Source organism: Antribacter gilvus (assembly GCF_003946865.1).
GTDB classification, from domain to species: domain Bacteria; phylum Actinomycetota; class Actinomycetes; order Actinomycetales; family Cellulomonadaceae; genus Antribacter; species Antribacter gilvus.
Genome location: NZ_QXTH01000005.1, coordinates 240,621 through 256,031 on the forward strand (window position 1 = coordinate 240,621; position 15,411 = coordinate 256,031).

Below are 15,411 nucleotides of genomic sequence, written 5' to 3' on the forward strand. Positions count from 1 at the left end.
GCCGACCGGCCCGGATGGTGATCTGTGGTGCGTGTCGATGACGCGTGTTAGCGCTCACATCAGTGGCGGCACTGCGCCCGTCAGGTCTCGCGGGGCGGGGGCCCCGCGGGGTCAGGACGGGCTGCCGGTGCTGCCGCGGTCGACGAGCTCGGGCGAGACGAACCGCACCACGTGCGGCTCCTCCTGGCCGACCTCGCCCTCGATCCGGCGCACCAGCTGGCGGACGGCCATGCGGCCCAGCCGGTCCGGTGCGCTCTCGACCGAGGAGTAGGGAAGGGAGAAGGTGCGGGCGAACTCGTCCGAGTACCGGCCGATGACCGAGAGGTCGTGCGGCACGGACATCCCGCGCCCGTGCAGGACGCTCGGGAGGGCGGCGGCTGCCGCCTCGTTGTTGATCAGCAGCCCGGTGGCCCCGGGGTGGGCGTCGAGCACGGCGTTCAGGTCGCGTCCCACCTCGGGCTGGTGCGCCGACCCGAAGGTGGCGTGCAGCGTCATGCCGCGCGCCCGCGCCGCCTCGAGGGCAGCGTTCTGCAGGCGCCACACGTACGCGCCGCCGCGCTCGACCACGTGCTCGGGCTGCGACACCAGGGCCACCTCGCGGTGCCCCAGCCGGTGCAGGTGCTCGACCATGAGGCGGCCGGCCTCCTCGAAGTCGAGGTCGAACACGTCGACCCCCGTGCAGTCGGCCGGCAGGCCCACCAGCGCTCCCGGCTGGGCCGCGGCGCGCAGGATCGGCAGACGCTCGTCGTGCTCGGCGACGTTGAGCAGCACGATGCCGTCGACCATCCGTGAGTCCGTGATGCGGCGGAGAGCGCGCGTCCCGTCCGCCTCCGTGACGAGCAGGATGTCGTACCCGTGCTCGCGCGCCGTGTTGGAGACGCCCAGCATGTACTGGAGCATCGCCGGCGCGAACTCGTCCTCGAGGAACTGTGCGAGCAGGCCGATCACCATCGTCTGCGACGTGGCGAGCGCACGAGCCCCCGCGTTCGGCGTGTAGCCGAGCTCCCGCACCGCCTCCTCGACGCGACGGCGCACGTCCGTCGAGATCGCCCGCTTGCCGGACAGCGCGTACGACGCCGTGCTGCGCGACACCCCTGCGACCCGGGCGACATCCCCGATGGTGGCCACTTTGCCTCCTCCTGTTGCGAACCGGTTCGAGGGTAGCCACATCCAGCGACCGATGGCAAGCGTGGATTCGGCGGGATCCTGTCGACCCTTGCGGCGGACATCGTTCGAAGCTAGCGTCCGAGACTGTCCGGATCGTCGAACCGGTTCGCACTCTCAACGAGGAGATGCCATGAGAAGAGTTCTGTCACGCACCAGCGTGCTCGCCCTCGTCGTGGGCCTGACGCTGACCGCGCCTGCCCTGCCGGCGCAGGCCGCGGGCAACACCCTGACGGTCGACGTCGGCACCGTCGTCCGCCCCGTCACGCACGTCGCGGCGGGCGGGCTGTACGGCGTCGGCTCCGACTCCAAGCCCACCACCGCGCAGCTGCTGCCGCTCAGCCCGCACAGCTTCACCCAGCCGCCGCCCGGCACCACGCACCTCGGCAACGGCGCCACCGAGCCCTGCTGCGCGGCGCTCGACGTCGCCGGGAACATCACCCGCGCGGGCGCCCAGCAGTTCATCCGGATGCCCGACATCTACCCGACGTTCCCCTACCAGTGGCAGGGCTGGGCCGACTGGGAGAACAAGGTCCGCACGATGGTCCAGGCGCGGCTCGCGGCGACCACGACGACGAACATCCACGGCTGGGAGCTCTGGAACGAGCCGGACTGGACGTGGAACAGCGCCGCGGGCGACTTCAACGCCGGCTGGACGCGCACCTTCCGCCTGGTGCGCTCGCTCGACGCCGTGACGCCGATCGTCGGCCCGAGCGACTCGTACTACAACCACAACCGGATGGTGTCGTTCCTGACGAACGCCCGGAACACCAACACCCTGCCAGACGTGATCGTCTGGCACGAGCTCACCGACATGGACTGGAACTCCTTCGACGACCACGTGGCCGACTACCGCGCCATCGAGCGGTCGCTCGGGATCAGCCCCCGTCCGATCGCGATCAACGAGTACAACTCCTTCAACCAGATGGACGTCCCGAGCGTGGCGGTGCACTGGATCTCCGTGCTCGAGCGGCACGGAGCCCGCGAGGCGCACCGCGCCTACTGGTTCGAGGCGGGCACCTTCGACGGCCTGTTCACCCTCAGCGGCCAGCCGACGGCGTCCTACTGGGCCTACCGCTGGTACGGCGAGATGGCGGGCAACGTGGTCCGCACCACCCCGCAGAGCTGGCTCGACGGCGTGGCCGCGTACGACGCGAGCCGGAAGATCGTCAACGTCGTGCTCGGCGGCGACAGCGGGAACAACGCGGTGCGCGTCAACGGCCTGTCGTCGTTCGGGTCGTCGGTGCGGGTCACGGTGCGGGCGGTGCCCGGCAGCGGGCGGCACACGCACGTGGCGGCCCCGACGGTCCTGTCGACCAGCACCCTCGCCGTGAGCAACGGGAGCGTGACCGTCCCGGTCAACGGGATGACCGCGGAGGGCGCCTACCAGGTGGTCGTCACCCCGGCCGCCGGGCCGACGACGTCGTGGCAGCAGGTCTACGAGGCCGAGAACGCCACGGTGGTGAACGCCCAGACCCGTGCCGCGAGCGGCGCCTCCCACGGGCACTACGTGGGCAACATCGACGGCTCGGCCGACATGCGGTCGCACAGCTTCGTGGACTTCACGGTGAACGTGCCGACCGCCCGGACCTACACGATGGCGGTCCGCTACGCGAACGGCACGGGGTCGGCGTCGACCCACGGCCTGGCCTACAACGGCGGCGCCTGGTCCACGGTGTCCTACCCGCCGACGGCGGGCTGGGCACAGTTCTCCACGGTGAACGTCACCGTGACGCTCCGGGCCGGGTACAACCAGATCCGGCTCGCCAAGGGGTCACCGGGCTTCGGCGGCGGGACCGGCTACGCGGAGCTGGACAGCATCACGTTGTCCTGACGGCCGGGCCGTGTGACGCCGCGGCCCGCGGCCCGACGAACAGGTGGTTGTTCCCCGTCCCGGCCTGGGAGGGGGAACAGCTACCTGGTCATCGGGCCCACCCAGTTAGGGTTTCCGCATGGTGCGCGCAGTGGTGTTCGACGTCGGTGAGACCCTGATCGACGAGACCCGGATCTGGACCCGGTGGGCCCAGCGGCTCGGTCTCCCTGCCATGACGTTCCTCGGGGTGCTCGGCGGGTGCGCGGCCCTGGACCGGCCCCACCGGGACGCCTTCGAGATCGTGCGGCCGGGTTTCGACCTGGAGGCGGAGATGGACCGCTGGGCGCTGGACGACCCGCACGGCCTGCGCACCGGCTTCGACGCCGAGGACCTCTACCCCGACGTACGCCCGGCGCTGGCCGCCCTCCGGGAGTCGGGGCTCGGCGTCGTCGTCGCGGGCAACCAGCCGCCCGAGGCGCGGGCCGCGCTGGAGGCGATGGACCTGCCCGTGGACGCGATCCGCACCTCCGACGAGTGGGGCGTGCAGAAGCCGGACCCGGCGTTCTTCGCGAAGGTCGCCGAGCTGGCCGGGCTCGACCCGACCGAGATCGCCTACGTGGGCGACCGCCTGGACAACGACGTGCTGCCCGCCGCCGACGCCGGGATGCGCCCGATCCTGATCCGCCGGGGGCCGTGGGGCTACCTCCATGCCGAGCGCCCCGACGCCGCCCGGGCCACGCTGATCGACTCCCTGACGGAGCTTCCGGCCCTGCTCGCGCGCTGAGGCGCGTGGGTAGTGTGAGGCCATGTCCGAGGCGACGCACCGCATCGAGCCGTTCCTCCAGCAGACCGACCCGGCAGCGCTCGACGACCTGCGCGCACGTCTCCGGGCGACCCGCTGGGTGGACGCCCCGGAGGACGCCGGCTGGTCGCTCGGCACCGACGCCGACTCCCTCCGTGAGCTCGTCACCTACTGGGCCGACGAGTTCGACTGGGCGGCACAGGAGTCGGCCCTCGCCCGGCTCCCCCGCTACCGCGTCGCGGTCGGCGGGCTCGGCGTCCACGTGGTGCACGCGCGGGCGGCGACGCCGTCGGGCACATCCTCGGGCGCATCCTCGGGCGCGGCCGGGCGCACCTTCCCGCTGATCCTCAGCCACGGTTGGCCCGACTCGTTCTGGCGCTACACCAAGGTGATCCCGCTCCTCACCGATCCCGGGGCGCACGGCGCCGACCCCGCGGACGCGTTCGACGTCGTCGTGCCAGACATGCCGGGCTTCGGGTACTCCGACCGTCCGGCCCGGCCGCTCGACTCGATCGCCGTCGCGGGCCTGTGGGCCGAGCTCATGAGCACGCTCGGCTACGAGCGGTTCGGCGCCGCGGGAGGCGACCTGGGGAGCCACGTCAGCCGCTATCTGGCCCTGGACCACCCCGACCGGGTCGTGGCGGTCCACCGCACGGACGCGGGACTGCCCGTCCCCCTGGGCGACCCCGCGAACCTCTCCCCCGAGGAGCGGGCGTGGTTCGACGCCGTCGCGGCGTGGGGGGCGACGGAGGGCGCGTACGGCGCGATGCACCGGACCAAGCCGCAGACCGCCGCGGCCGGGCTCAACGACTCGCCGGCCGGTCTCGCGGCGTGGGTCGTCGAGAAGCTGCAGGCGTGGAGCGACCGCGGCCTCGAGTCGTTCACGAAGGACGAGATCCTCACCAACCTCACGATCTACTGGCTGACGGGCACGATCGGGTCGTCGATGCGCATGTACAGCGCGAACGGGGCGATCCCGCCCGAGCAGCTCGCCCGCCGGGTGGAGACCCCCTCCGGCTTCGCCATCTTCCCGGGCGACGTGGTGCGGCCGCCCCGGGCCTGGCTCGAGCGCACGGCGAACGTGGTCCGGGCGACCGAGCCGCCGCGCGGCGGGCACTTCGCGCCGTTCGAGGAGCCCGAGCTCTACGCGCAGGAGCTGCGGGAGTTCTTCCGCCCGTTCCGGGAGAAGGCGGACTGACCCACAGCAGCGGCCCAAGCCGTCACGCGTTCGCGGCGATCAGCGCCTCCAGCGCGGTCCGCGCAGCCGTCGTCGTGGCATCGTCCGCGGTGATCTCCGGGTCGACGAGCAGGATCGAGCTGTAGACACCGTCGAGGCACGCCTGGGAGGTGATCCCCTGCGGCTCCTCCTTGTTCGGGAGGTAGTTGACGACGGTCGTCACCCCAGGCTCGTAGCCGGAGAACTCCGCCGTCAAGGAGAACAGCTCACACGCAGACGCCCCGTCGACCTCGCCCGACGCGAGGAGTGCCGAAGCGTCGTCCAGGCGCTGCTGGTCCTCGGGCCCGAGTGCACCGGAGGTCCGCACCTGCTCGATCAGTGCGGGGAGCGCCTTGGCCCACTCGCTCGCGGGCGCCTGTGACACCTGGACGCCGGGCGCACCCGTCCCCCACTGGCAGGCGGGCAGCCCTCCCACCGTTGTCTCCTGGTGGGTGTCGAGCGGGACGCCCGCGAGCGCCGCGACCGCCTCGGCGCCGAGCAGGTCGCACGGGCCGGCACCCACCGGCGAGGCGGAGGGGGAAGCAACCTCCGTCGCCGGCGCACTGCTCGGCGCGGCCGAGTCGTCCGTCGACGCATTCGGTGAGGCACCGGTGGAGCACGATCCGAGGACCAGGAGAGCGAGCACAGCGACGAGGGAGGAGGTCGTCCGGGAAGCAGTCACGCCGCATCCAACCACACCCCGACGACCGCCCGGGGCGTAGCCTCTCAGGACCGACCATCACGGACGACGACCGGAGCGACCATGACGAACATCGAACTCCTGACCGACGCCCACCAGACCACGGCGCTCGCCTCGCCCAACGGGCGCAGCACGGAGGTGGTCCTGCACGACGGACCGCTGCGCCAGTCGATCCTCGCCCTCAAGGCGGGGGTGGAGCTCGGCGAGCACAACGCGCCGCCGGCTGCGTCCATCCTCGTCCTGCGGGGACGCGTCCGGGTCACGGCGCTGGACGGCGACGAGGAGATCGGTCCTGGCGAGCTGCGCGCCCTGACCCACGAGCGCCACGGTGTTCTCGCTCTGGAGGACTGCGCCTTCTTCCTCACGACGGTCACGAGCATCCCGCGGCACGTCGAGGCCACGAGGCACTGAGGATCAGGCCTCCTGCAGCTGTGCGGCCAAGGCCGGGTTGTCGACCTGGCCGACCAGCGCAGCGGCGATCTCCCGGGCCCCAGGAGTGCCGAGCCGGACCCGCTGCAGTGCCGCGCGAGCCTGGAACTCTCGCATCCGATGCCGGGAGCTGATCGCCTCCAGCTCGCCGACCCAGGCGGCGGCTGCCGGCGCGCCCGCATCGATGGCCACCGTGTTGCGCGCCTCCTCGGCGTACGCGGAGAACCACACGTAGGCGTCCGGCAGCCGCAGGCACGCCCGCGGCGCGTCACCGAGGAGCTCGAGGCCACGCCCCAGGTCACCACGCCGCACGGCCACCATCCCGGCACCCCGTTGGGCGTGGCCCTCCCAGCACGGGTCACCCAGCTGGTGACCCAGGGCGTACGCCGACTCGAACGCCTCCTCCGCCGCGTCCACGTCTCCGGTGGCCAGCTTCACCTCACCGAGCAGAGTCTGGGGGTACGGCCGGAAGGCGATCCAGCCCTCGTCGCGGATCAGGTCCAACGACCGCTCCAGGTGCGGGGCGGCGTCGTCCCACTCCTCCCGCTGGATCAGCAGCCGCCCGATGGTGGCGTGCGCGAACGCGGCGCAGCGACGGTCAGCCGCCTCGGTCGCCGCGGACAGGGCACGGTCGAGGTGCGCGCGAGCCGTCGCGTGCCGGCCGAGGTCTGTGCTCGCCTTGCCGACGAACAGCTCGACCCACGCGAGCTGGCGCAGGTCGGTGGCCAGCGCTCGCGCCTCGTGGAGCCTCGTGAGGGACCGGTCGTACTGGCCCCGGAGCAGCGCGATGTAGCCGAGCTCCCGCTTGGCCGTGCAGGCCAGAGCCCGCTCCCCTGCGTCGAGGGCCAGCTCCGCGCCCTCCACGAGCACGGCGGCACCCTCCTCGTCGGTACCCCGCGCGGCGTGGACCAGAGCGCTCCCGAGGGTCACGAGGGTCCTGGCGAGGAGCGACGGGTCGCCCAGCGACCGGGCTTCCCAGGCAGCCCTGCGGAGGATGTCCAGGCCCGCCTCGGGGGCCCCCGCGTTGACGGCGGCCTCGCCCGACTCCAGGCGCGCGACGACCGTCGCCCGGCTCAGGGTCGACGCCGCGCCGAGCGACGGAGTGTCGAGCGCGGACCGCAGGATCCTTCCCACGTCCACGTTCAGCTCCCGGAGCATCAGCTCCCGGCACGATCTCGCATGCTTCGCCGCCCGCGTCTCGTCACCGGCCGCCCGGAGCGCCAGGATGAACAGCACGTTCGCGTTCTCGTCCATCGGGTTCAGCTCCACCAGCCGGGTAGCGGCCCGCACGGCGGACTCCGGGTCGCCGCGCGCGAGGCGCGCCCGGGCGGCGTCCTGCAGAGCCCCGGCCGACGCCGCCTCCAGGAACCGGCGCTCCCCGTCCAGCCAGAGCTGGAAGCCGGGACTGCCGTCGAAGCTCATCCCCGCGAGCAGGGGAAGCCCCAGGCCTGCGACGTCCGCGGCTTCCACCCACGAGCCCCGTGTCACGAGGCGGACGTCGACGGTGGTGCTCGGGGAGAGGGTCACCGTGACCGGTTCACCGCCGATCGTCGCCCCCTCACCGAGCACCGCACGCAGGTGCGAGAGGTTCCACCGGAGCGCGCCCATCGGGTCGTCGGCATCGCCGAACAGCAGGTCGACGAGCCGCTGCCGTGGCACGGGCGCGTCAGCGCTGAGGAGGTAGGCGAGCAGGCCCCACGCCTTGCGCCCGCGGACGTGCACGCCGTCGCCGCCGGCCTCGACGGCGGGCTGCCCCAGGAGCCGGATCGTCAGTGGCATGTGGTCTCCAGATCGCGCGCTCCTGCGAGCATGGCACTCCCGGATCAGCCCGACAAGCCGCTCGGACGGCGACGGCGCACAGGTCCGCGGGCCTGCATCCTCAGACGCTCACTCCCGCGGCAAGGGCGTGAACGTCGGCCGTGGTGAGCGCGTTGCCGGCGATCCCCCAGTCGCCGCTCGCCACCTCGTGGATGACGCACCAGGTGACAGGGCGCATGTTCTCGCCCTCGATCTCGACCATCGCGTCGGTGAGCCTGCTGATGATGTCCCGCTTCTGCGCGGGGGTGAAGACGTCCTTGATCACGTTGACCTGGATGAGCGGCATCGGAGTTCCCTTTCGCGGATCGCCGTGCTCCGGGTGGGGCTGGCGGGTTCCACGACCGTGTCAGCCGGACGTGTGACGAGGCGTGTGACCGGGGTCCGGGGCTCAGGCCCGGGTCTCAGATCCGGGCCTCAGGCCCAGGGCAGGGGTGCCAGGTCCTGGGGGCCGGCGTCGATCAGGTCGGCGAGGGTCTGGGCGGGCACGGGCCGGCCGCCCCAGGCGTCGACGCCGACGTTGAGCTGGCGACCGCGCTGGCGCCACGTGGTGTGCACGTGGCCGTGGACGACCCAGCCGCCGTCGTCGAAGGGGCGGTACTCCGTGTAGCGGTCGGCGCCGTGCGAGTCGCCCTCAAAGGGGAAGTGCGACACGGCCGCCGTGCCGCCCGCGAGCTCGAAGCGGACCGGCTCGTCGAGGACCTCGGCGAAGCCTGCCGCGAGGTACCGGTCCTTGGCCTCGGCGATCCGCGCGTCGCGGGTCTCGCCGGACGCCTTGCGGATCCGGGGATCGCCGACCCAGCAGCGGTCGTGGTTGCCGGGGACCAGGAGCTTGCGGCCCGCGAGCCGCCCGATCCAGGCGAGCGACTCGTCCAGCGCGCCGAGGGCGACGTCACCGAGGACCCAGACGGTGTCGTCGTCGGTGACCGTCTCGTTCCAGAGCTCCGCGAGGCGGGCGTTCATCTGCGGCACTCCGGAGAAGGGCCGGTCGCAGAACCGGATGATGTTGAGGTGTCCGAGGTGCAGGTCGGACGTGAAATAGGTCGTCATGTCAGGGGTATTCAACAGGTGGTCGGGTGGGGGCGGAAGCCGGTTTGCGCAGGCAGGGGCTCACCAGCTCGCAACAGCCCTTCCCCGCCATATCGAAAAACGATATGGTGTGCGCCATGACACAGCTCAGGTGGGTGAACTGGATCCGGCGCGTCGTCGTGATCGTCGGACTCGTGGCTGCCGTCGGAGGTGTCGGCTTCGCGATCAACGGCGCCACGCTTCCGCCGGTCGCCCCCGTACAGGTTCCCGTGACCCTCGACTCCGCGGGCTACCGCTACCTCGACATCGAGGTGACCGGAGCGGAACCGGCGGACGAGGTGTGGTTCGCGCCCGCTCGGGCGAGCTCGTTCACGCTCGCCGCTACGGGCGCCACCCGGTCCGAGCACTTCCTCGCCCGGGCCGAGCCGGCCGTGTACGGCCTCGGTTGCCTCGTCGGAGCGATCGCGCTCGCGCCCGTCCTCGCCTCGATCGCCCGTCGAGAGCCGTTCGCACACGGCAACGTGACCCGACTCGTCGTGGTGGCCGTGACGATCGCCGTCTGCGGGATCACCGCACCGCTGCTTCCGCAGATCCAGGGGATACGCGCCCTGGAGCGCACCGGGCTGGCCGATCTCGCGGAGACCGCCGGGCCCTACTTCGTCCTCGAGCCCTCGGTGTCGTACGCACCCCTGCTCGTAGCGGCCGTCGTGCTCGCGGTGGCTGCCGCCTTCCACGCCGGTGAGCGCATGGCCGCCGACGTGGACGGGCTCGTCTGACGTGCCGGCCGACGAGCACAGGGTGGTCTGCCACCTCGACCGGTTGCTCGACGAGCGCGGACTCACGCTCGTCGAGCTCGCCGAGCGGGTCGGCGTCACACCGGTCAACCTGTCGGTCTTGAAGAACGGCCACGCCCGCGCGATCCGGTTCAGCACCCTCACCGCCATCTGCGACGCCCTGGGATGCACTCCCGGTCAGCTGCTGAGCATCGAGCCCAGGTAGCCCTGCTCCGCCATCCAGCCTGCGACCTGGGTTCGCGAGGTGAAGCCGAGCTTGGCCAGGATGTTGCGGACATGGCTCTCGACGGTGCGCTCGGAGATGTACAGCCGGGCGCCGATCTCCTTGTTGCTCAGACCTTGGGGCACGAGCCGCGCGACGTCGACCTCACGACGGCTGAGGATCCCCGGGCTCGAGTCGGTCACGGATGCTGAGGCGGCGGGCACGCGCAGCGCGAGCCGTACCGCCGCGTCCCGGCTCAGCTGCCGGCCGGTGCGGTAGGCCGAGCCGAACGCCGCAACACCGAGCTCTGCCGTGGCTGACCGGGTGGCCTGGGTCAGCGCCGGCGCCATGCTCGGGAGCACGGTCGCCCCGATCTCGGCACGGAGGTTCTCCATCGCGCCGAGGAGCTTCGCGGCCGCCCGCGGCCGCCGGTCGGCCGCCGCGCAGCACCCGAGCGCGCCGAGGAGGTAACACTGCGCCACCCGGTCGTCGAGCTGGTGGGCGATCCGCAGGCCTTCGGTGAGCCACGCGTCGGCGTCCGGCAGGGCACCCGACCGGAGCGCGGCATAGCCCTGGTTCATCAACATCATGCCGAGGCTGTAGAGGTCGCCTGCCTCGCGGCTGAGCCGGGCGCCTTCGGCCCCCGCTGTCGCGGCCGCAGCGAGATCGCCGTCGGCAAGACCCTTGAGCGCCTGAGCCTGATGCGTCATGAGGGTGGCGCCCAGGTCGTCCAGCGAGCCGGCGACGGCCCGGGCCTCGTCGAGAAGTCGTCGGGCCGACGCGCCGTCGCCACGCCCGGTCGCCGCGATCGACGCCATGGCGAGGGTCTGCGACAGCGCGCCCGGCAGCCCGGCCGCGCGGGCCGCGGTCACGCCACGATCGAGGGCGCGCGTCGCCGCGTCCGGGTCGTTCTGGACCACCCCCAGGAAGCCCCGGGCGAAGTACGTCCACGGGTCGGTGACCGGCCCGGCCAGCAGCTCGTCGAGCCAGCGCACGCCCTCGGTGGTCGCGCGGGTGATCCAGTACCAGAGGAGCGCCGTCGCGATGCCACCCGCACGGCGGCGGTCGCCGCGGTCGAGGCACGTTCGCAGGACGGCCCGGACGTTGTCGATCTCCAGGTCCATCCAGGCCAGGGACGGCAGCAGGCGGTACCGACCGGTCGCGGCAAGCTGCTCGCACCGGGACAGGTAGTGGTCGGCACAGCGCAGCTCGACGGCGTCCGCGTCGCCGGACTCGCGCAGCTTGCGCCGTGCGTACTCCCGCATCGTCTCGGGCAACCGGTAGCAGGCGGGGCCGGCGGCGTCATCCCTTCCGAGCAACGACTTGTCGAGCAACGCGGACAGCAGGTCCAGGGCCTGCGCCTCCGGCAGGTCGCCAGAGCAGCAGACGGCTTCCACGTCGTCGACCGTGAATCGGCCGGCGAACACGCACAGGCGCATCAGCAACGTCTGCTCGGCCGGCACGAGCAGGTTGTAGCTCCACTCGATCGCGGTGTGCAGCGTCTGGTGGCGCGGGAGCGCCGCACGGTTGCCGCTGGTGAGCAGCTCGAACCGGTCGCCCAGCCTGTCCCGGATCTGGTCCGGGCTCAGCGCCCGGGTCCGCACCGCCGCCAGCTCGATGGCGAGCGGCAGCCCGTCCAGCCGCCGGCACACGTCGACGACGGCGGCCCGGTTCGCCTCGGTCAGCTCGAACCGGCCCGTCGCCTCGGCGGCCCGCTCGACGAACAACCGGACGGCATCGTTCTGCCCCGTCCGGGCGAGCGTGCCGGCGTGCGGGGACGGGAGGTCCAGCGGCAGCACCGGCAGCACGTGCTCTCCGGCCACGGACAGCGGCTCCCGGCTGGTCGCGACCACACGCACCCCCGGCGCGGCCCGGAGCACGTCGTCAATCAGCCGAGCCGTCGCGTCGAGCAGGTGCTCGCAGTTGTCGAGCACCAGGAGCAGCTCCTTGTCCCGCAGGTAGGACCGCAGCAGGTCCACCGGTTCGGTCGCCGCCTGGTCACGCAGGTCGAGGGCGGCCGTCACCGCGTTGGGCACCAGCGCCGGGTCCCGCACGTTGGCGAGCTCTACCAGCCAGGCACCCCCGGGGAATCCCCGCCCGAGGTCGGTGGCGATCCGGAGCGCCAGCCGGGTCTTGCCCACTCCACCCGGGCCGACCAGGCTGACCAGTCGCGCGGCGGTGAGCTTCCTTCTTGCCTCGGCCAGCTCGGCACGGCGGCCGACGAAACTTGGCGCCTCAGCAGGCAGGTTGCCGGATCGCTGGGCGCGCTGGGCCATGTCCCGAAGGTACTACGGCCGCCGCCGGCGACCGCGCCCTGTCAGGTTCAGTACTGACTCAGTACAGCCACTGATGGCCGCGCCCAGCGCCGTCCCTACCGTTGCAGACACACCCCGACCAGACGGAGACCTCCGATGAAGCCTGCAACGACCAGTCCGTCACCGGACCTCACCACCCCACTGCCCGACGAGCTGCCGCTGTGGCGCCTGCACCTGCTGCGGCTGGGATACCTGATCATGGGCGGCGGCCTGGTGGTGTACCAGTGGCCCCTCCTGTTCACACACGCCGAGCCGTGGCCGGTGATGGCCGGCGTGGTCACCTGCATGCTGGTGGCGATGTCCCTCGTCGCCTTCCTCGGGCTGAGGTATCCGCTGAAGGCCCTGCCGATCATGTTGTTCGAGGTGGCCTGGAAGCTGATCTGGCTCGGAGCCGTCGCGCTGCCGCTGGGGCTGAACCAGCAGATGGACGCGGACACCTGGGCGTTGACCACCGAGATCTTCTGGGTCGTCATCATCCTGGCCGTCATCCCGTGGCGGTACGTCTACTCGAGCTACGTGGTCAGGCGGGGCGACCGGTGGCGCTAGGCGACCGGCGGCGCTGAGCGACCGCCCGGTCCGCCAGCTCCATGAGGTGCTCGGCGCGGGCGCCGGGCCAGCCGTGCACGTCCTGCCTCCATCGCTCGGGGATCGACGACGCACCGTGGACCGCGCCCAGCAGCGCCCCCGCGATCGACGCCACGGTATCCGTGTCGTCCCCGATGTGGATCGCCGCCTCGATCCCGGCGACCAGCCCCTCGGCACGGGTGTGCGCGATCGCGGACCACGCCGCCTGCAGCGCGGTCACGACAAACCCGTTGGGCCGGAACGACGCCGGCTCCTGCGCCTCCGCCTCGTCGAGCCGCTCGCGCCAGAAGTCGCGCCGGTCCTCGGGGAGCCGGTCGAGCCCGTCCCGCGGGTCGGGGAGCTCGCCGGTCAGGACCGCCTGCCGGATCGCGAGGCACCACAGCACGCAGGCCTCGTGGGCCAACGGGTCGCCGTGGGTCAGGGCGCTCACCGCCTGCGCCGCCTCGGCCAGGGCGTCGGGATCGTCCAGGTGCCGCAGCGCCACCGGTGACGTCCGCATGAGCGAGCCGTTCCCGGCCGTGTGCCCCGTCCGCTCGTGGAGGGCTCGCGCGACGCCGGCCAGCTCGCTCGCGCGGGCGTCCGGACCCACCTGGCGGAGCACGGTGCGGGTCTGGATCCCGACGTCGGGCGGGTTCCCGTGGAACCACCGGCCGAAGCCGTGGGCCACCTGGTCGAGCGCCGCGTCCTCCCGGAGGTCGCCATGGGCGGCCGCGGCCTGCGCGACGGCGTACGTCTGCGCGGTGTCGTCCGTCCACTCCCCCGGCGCGAAGCCGCCCAGCCCGCCGCCGATCATCGCCGGGCGCTGGCCCGGGGCGAGCCGCGCCGTGCCGAACTCGTACGGCGCGCCGAGGGCATCGCCGCAGGCAGCGCCTAGGAGCACACCCCGGGCACGGTCGAGCAGGGCCGCATCGCGATTCATGGACGGCATCCTGGCACAAGCGGCCGTGGCGTCGGTTCATCGAGACCGGGGCCTTGCGGCAAGCACCACACAGTGCTATACCTTGAATGTGGCGAGGAGTCTTCGGACTCCTCGCCTCTTGCGTGCGCCTCTTACGTGCGCAAGTGGCAACGCACGCACGACGCCGCGCACCGTCACCGCCAGGGGTCCAGGGCGTGCTTGCCGCAGCTGCGGCCCGCTTCCAGCTGCTGGAGCACGGCAGGCCCGTCACGGAGCGGATGCACCTGCGGCGCACCCGGCGGGTACACCCCTCGAGCGACGAGCACCTCGAGCTCGTCCAGCACTCCGCGATAGAGAGACGGGGCCGACGTCGCGAGCGCACCGACGTGCAGCCCCTTCACCTGTACCGGGTAGGAGAACACGAGGTCGTGCGTGCTCAGGGTCGCGTCTCCTGAGGCCGCCCCGAGCACGACCACGCGCCCGACGAAGGGCTTGGTCACGGACAGGCTGCACTCGAACGTGTCACGCCCCACGGACTCGAGCACCAGGTCCACGCCGCCGGTCAGGCGAAGAATCTCCGCGGCCAGGTCGGGTCGCGTGCTGTCCACGATGTCGTCGGCACCGAGCGCTCGCACCGCTCCGTGCTTGGCGGGCGACGCCACGGCGACGACCCGGGCGCCGTAGTGCCGAGCAAGGCGGACGGCCGCTTGACCCACGCCCCCGGCTGCGGCGTGCACGAGCACCGTCTCGCCCGCCCGGACCTCGCCCAGCGGGCGAAGGGCCGCGAGCGCTGTGGCCCAGTTCAGCACCATGCCGAGAGTCTCCGCATCGCTCCACCCCGGCGGGACGAGCAGCGATCCTGCCGCCGGCACCGCCAGGTACTCCGCGAAGGCTCCCGGGGCCGCCCCGATGACGTGGGTGCCCACCGGGAAGGGCTCGTCGACCCCGGGGCCGACGGCGACGATCTCCCCCGCAGCCTCGAAGCCGGCGACGTAGGGAGCGGTCGGCCCGCCCCCGTAGGTTCCCTTCGCCTGCATGACGTCGGCGAAGTTGACCCCCGCGGCGCCGACCCGGACCAGGTACTCACCGCGTCCCGGCGTCGGACGCGGCTGGTCGGGCGTGAGGACCAGGTCCCTGGGACCGCGGCGGGACCGCTGGACCAGGGCACGCATCGACGGCCCGGTGCTCCGTGGGTTGTGCTCTGTCATGCCAGAGAACGTAGGAGCGTGACTCTTGCGTCAAGGTCAAGGTCCCGTTCGGTCTGCGGGCTCGGCCTCCTGCAAGAAGGCATCGACAGCGTCGTGCTGGGCGTTGAGCACGGCGATCCGGCCGGCGAGCCGGTCGCGGAATGCCCGGACCTCGGCCAGGAGGCCCGGGCAGAGGTCGGCCGCTCCGCCGCCGGCTCTGACGAGGTGGGGCAGGATCTCCTTGATCAGGCGCAGAGGGAGTCCCGACTCCAGCAGGGAGCGGATCACGAGGACGCGGTCGACGGTCGACCGGCAGTAGTCGCGGTACCCGTTGCTGCACCGGCCCGGCACGATCAGGCCCTCGGCCTCGTAGAGGCGCAACGACCTGGTGCTCGCGCCACTGACCCTCGCCGCGTCTCCGATCCTCACAGCATGAGGAAACCACGGAGCAGCCCGTCGGCT

16 protein-coding genes are annotated in these 15,411 nt (G+C 72.4%); 7 read left to right on the forward strand and 9 right to left on the reverse strand.

What is annotated here, in order from left to right; genetic code table 11:
• Positions 1-111: 111 nt before the first annotated feature.
• Positions 112-1,128 carry a LacI family DNA-binding transcriptional regulator gene (locus D1350_RS10870; RefSeq protein WP_125776019.1) on the reverse strand — a complete coding sequence of 339 codons (1,017 nt, stop codon included), beginning with the start codon at positions 1,126-1,128 and terminating at the stop codon, positions 112-114.
• Between the two features lie 169 nt (positions 1,129-1,297).
• On the opposite strand from D1350_RS10870, the gene D1350_RS10875 reads away from it, so the two are divergent.
• The 3 genes from D1350_RS10875 (at position 1,298) to D1350_RS10885 (ending at position 4,977) form a co-directional block, all read left to right on the forward strand.
• The gene (locus D1350_RS10875; protein ID WP_125776020.1) at positions 1,298-2,998 is read left to right on the forward strand and encodes a CBM35 domain-containing protein; all 1,701 of its coding nucleotides are present in this window, start codon (positions 1,298-1,300) and stop codon (positions 2,996-2,998) included.
• Between the two features lie 118 nt (positions 2,999-3,116).
• The gene (locus D1350_RS10880) at positions 3,117-3,761 is read left to right on the forward strand and encodes an HAD family hydrolase (RefSeq protein ID WP_206074495.1); all 645 of its coding nucleotides are present in this window, start codon (positions 3,117-3,119) and stop codon (positions 3,759-3,761) included.
• A gap of 22 nt (positions 3,762-3,783) precedes the next feature.
• Positions 3,784-4,977 (forward strand): epoxide hydrolase family protein, encoded by a 1,194-nt coding sequence (locus D1350_RS10885; protein ID WP_125776021.1) that lies wholly within the window; start codon positions 3,784-3,786, stop codon positions 4,975-4,977.
• Positions 4,978-4,999: 22 nt separating this feature from the next.
• Here the strand turns inward: D1350_RS10885 and D1350_RS10890 are convergent, their stop codons facing one another.
• Positions 5,000-5,677 carry a DUF3558 family protein gene (locus D1350_RS10890; protein WP_164545125.1) on the reverse strand — a complete coding sequence of 226 codons (678 nt, stop codon included), beginning with the start codon at positions 5,675-5,677 and terminating at the stop codon, positions 5,000-5,002.
• Between the two features lie 81 nt (positions 5,678-5,758).
• On the opposite strand from D1350_RS10890, the gene D1350_RS10895 reads away from it, so the two are divergent.
• Positions 5,759-6,106 carry a cupin domain-containing protein gene (locus D1350_RS10895; RefSeq protein WP_125776023.1) on the forward strand — a complete coding sequence of 116 codons (348 nt, stop codon included), beginning with the start codon at positions 5,759-5,761 and terminating at the stop codon, positions 6,104-6,106.
• A 3-nt stretch (positions 6,107-6,109) separates the two neighbouring features.
• On the opposite strand, the gene D1350_RS10900 is transcribed toward D1350_RS10895, so the two are convergent.
• From D1350_RS10900 to D1350_RS10910, 3 genes are all read right to left on the reverse strand, one after another.
• Positions 6,110-7,903: a tetratricopeptide repeat protein gene (locus D1350_RS10900; RefSeq protein ID WP_125776024.1), complete on the reverse strand. Its 1,794-nt coding sequence runs from the start codon at positions 7,901-7,903 to the stop codon at positions 6,110-6,112.
• 100 nt (positions 7,904-8,003) lie between these two features.
• Complete coding sequence (locus D1350_RS10905; protein WP_125776025.1) at positions 8,004-8,228, reverse strand: tautomerase family protein; 225 nt, start codon at positions 8,226-8,228, stop codon at positions 8,004-8,006.
• Between the two features lie 128 nt (positions 8,229-8,356).
• On the reverse strand, positions 8,357-8,989 hold the full coding sequence (locus D1350_RS10910) for a metallophosphoesterase (protein WP_125776026.1): 633 nt from the start codon (positions 8,987-8,989) through the stop codon (positions 8,357-8,359).
• A gap of 116 nt (positions 8,990-9,105) precedes the next feature.
• On the opposite strand from D1350_RS10910, the gene D1350_RS10915 reads away from it, so the two are divergent.
• Both D1350_RS10915 and D1350_RS10920 read left to right on the forward strand, forming a co-directional pair.
• Positions 9,106-9,744 carry a hypothetical protein gene (locus D1350_RS10915; RefSeq protein WP_125776027.1) on the forward strand — a complete coding sequence of 213 codons (639 nt, stop codon included), beginning with the start codon at positions 9,106-9,108 and terminating at the stop codon, positions 9,742-9,744.
• A 1-nt stretch (position 9,745) separates the two neighbouring features.
• Entirely contained in the window at positions 9,746-9,967 is a 222-nt protein-coding gene (locus D1350_RS10920) for a helix-turn-helix domain-containing protein (protein ID WP_125776028.1), read from the forward strand.
• Here the strand turns inward: D1350_RS10920 and D1350_RS24750 are convergent.
• Positions 9,940-12,240, reverse strand: coding sequence for a LuxR C-terminal-related transcriptional regulator (locus D1350_RS24750; protein ID WP_125776029.1), 2,301 nt, complete (start codon positions 12,238-12,240; stop codon positions 9,940-9,942). The genes D1350_RS10920 and D1350_RS24750 overlap by 28 nt on opposite strands.
• Positions 12,241-12,375: 135 nt before the next feature.
• Between D1350_RS24750 and D1350_RS10930 the strand changes: the two genes are divergently transcribed.
• On the forward strand, positions 12,376-12,825 hold the full coding sequence (locus D1350_RS10930) for a hypothetical protein (protein WP_125776030.1): 450 nt from the start codon (positions 12,376-12,378) through the stop codon (positions 12,823-12,825).
• Here D1350_RS10930 and D1350_RS10935 read toward each other — a convergent pair.
• From D1350_RS10935 to D1350_RS10945, 3 genes are all read right to left on the reverse strand, one after another.
• The gene (locus D1350_RS10935; protein ID WP_240644035.1) at positions 12,800-13,783 is read right to left on the reverse strand and encodes an ADP-ribosylglycohydrolase family protein; all 984 of its coding nucleotides are present in this window, start codon (positions 13,781-13,783) and stop codon (positions 12,800-12,802) included. The two genes, D1350_RS10930 and D1350_RS10935, sit on opposite strands and share 26 nt — an antisense overlap.
• A gap of 173 nt (positions 13,784-13,956) precedes the next feature.
• Entirely contained in the window at positions 13,957-14,970 is a 1,014-nt protein-coding gene (locus D1350_RS10940) for a zinc-binding dehydrogenase (RefSeq protein ID WP_125776031.1), read from the reverse strand.
• Positions 14,971-15,006: 36 nt separating this feature from the next.
• Positions 15,007-15,378 carry a MerR family transcriptional regulator gene (locus tag D1350_RS10945; protein ID WP_125776032.1) on the reverse strand — a complete coding sequence of 124 codons (372 nt, stop codon included), beginning with the start codon at positions 15,376-15,378 and terminating at the stop codon, positions 15,007-15,009.
• Between the last annotated feature and the right edge of the window lie 33 nt (positions 15,379-15,411).

What these genes read in the sequence shown, in the direction of transcription:
- D1350_RS10895 (WP_125776023.1), top strand. Translation starts at nt 5,759, where the DNA reads ATGACGAACATCGAACTCCTGACCGACGCCCACCAGACCACGGCGCTC.
- D1350_RS10940 (WP_125776031.1), bottom strand. Translation starts at nt 14,970, where the DNA reads ATGACAGAGCACAACCCACGGAGCACCGGGCCGTCGATGCGTGCCCTG.
- D1350_RS10935 (WP_240644035.1), bottom strand. Translation starts at nt 13,783, where the DNA reads ATGAATCGCGATGCGGCCCTGCTCGACCGTGCCCGGGGTGTGCTCCTA.
- D1350_RS10905 (WP_125776025.1), bottom strand. Translation starts at nt 8,228, where the DNA reads ATGCCGCTCATCCAGGTCAACGTGATCAAGGACGTCTTCACCCCCGCG.
- D1350_RS10900 (WP_125776024.1), bottom strand. Translation starts at nt 7,903, where the DNA reads ATGCCACTGACGATCCGGCTCCTGGGGCAGCCCGCCGTCGAGGCCGGC.
- D1350_RS10910 (WP_125776026.1), bottom strand. Translation starts at nt 8,989, where the DNA reads ATGACGACCTATTTCACGTCCGACCTGCACCTCGGACACCTCAACATC.
- D1350_RS10880 (WP_206074495.1), top strand. Translation starts at nt 3,117, where the DNA reads ATGGTGCGCGCAGTGGTGTTCGACGTCGGTGAGACCCTGATCGACGAG.
- D1350_RS10875 (WP_125776020.1), top strand. Translation starts at nt 1,298, where the DNA reads ATGAGAAGAGTTCTGTCACGCACCAGCGTGCTCGCCCTCGTCGTGGGC.
- D1350_RS24750 (WP_125776029.1), bottom strand. Translation starts at nt 12,240, where the DNA reads ATGGCCCAGCGCGCCCAGCGATCCGGCAACCTGCCTGCTGAGGCGCCA.
- D1350_RS10930 (WP_125776030.1), top strand. Translation starts at nt 12,376, where the DNA reads ATGAAGCCTGCAACGACCAGTCCGTCACCGGACCTCACCACCCCACTG.
- D1350_RS10885 (WP_125776021.1), top strand. Translation starts at nt 3,784, where the DNA reads ATGTCCGAGGCGACGCACCGCATCGAGCCGTTCCTCCAGCAGACCGAC.
- D1350_RS10915 (WP_125776027.1), top strand. Translation starts at nt 9,106, where the DNA reads ATGACACAGCTCAGGTGGGTGAACTGGATCCGGCGCGTCGTCGTGATC.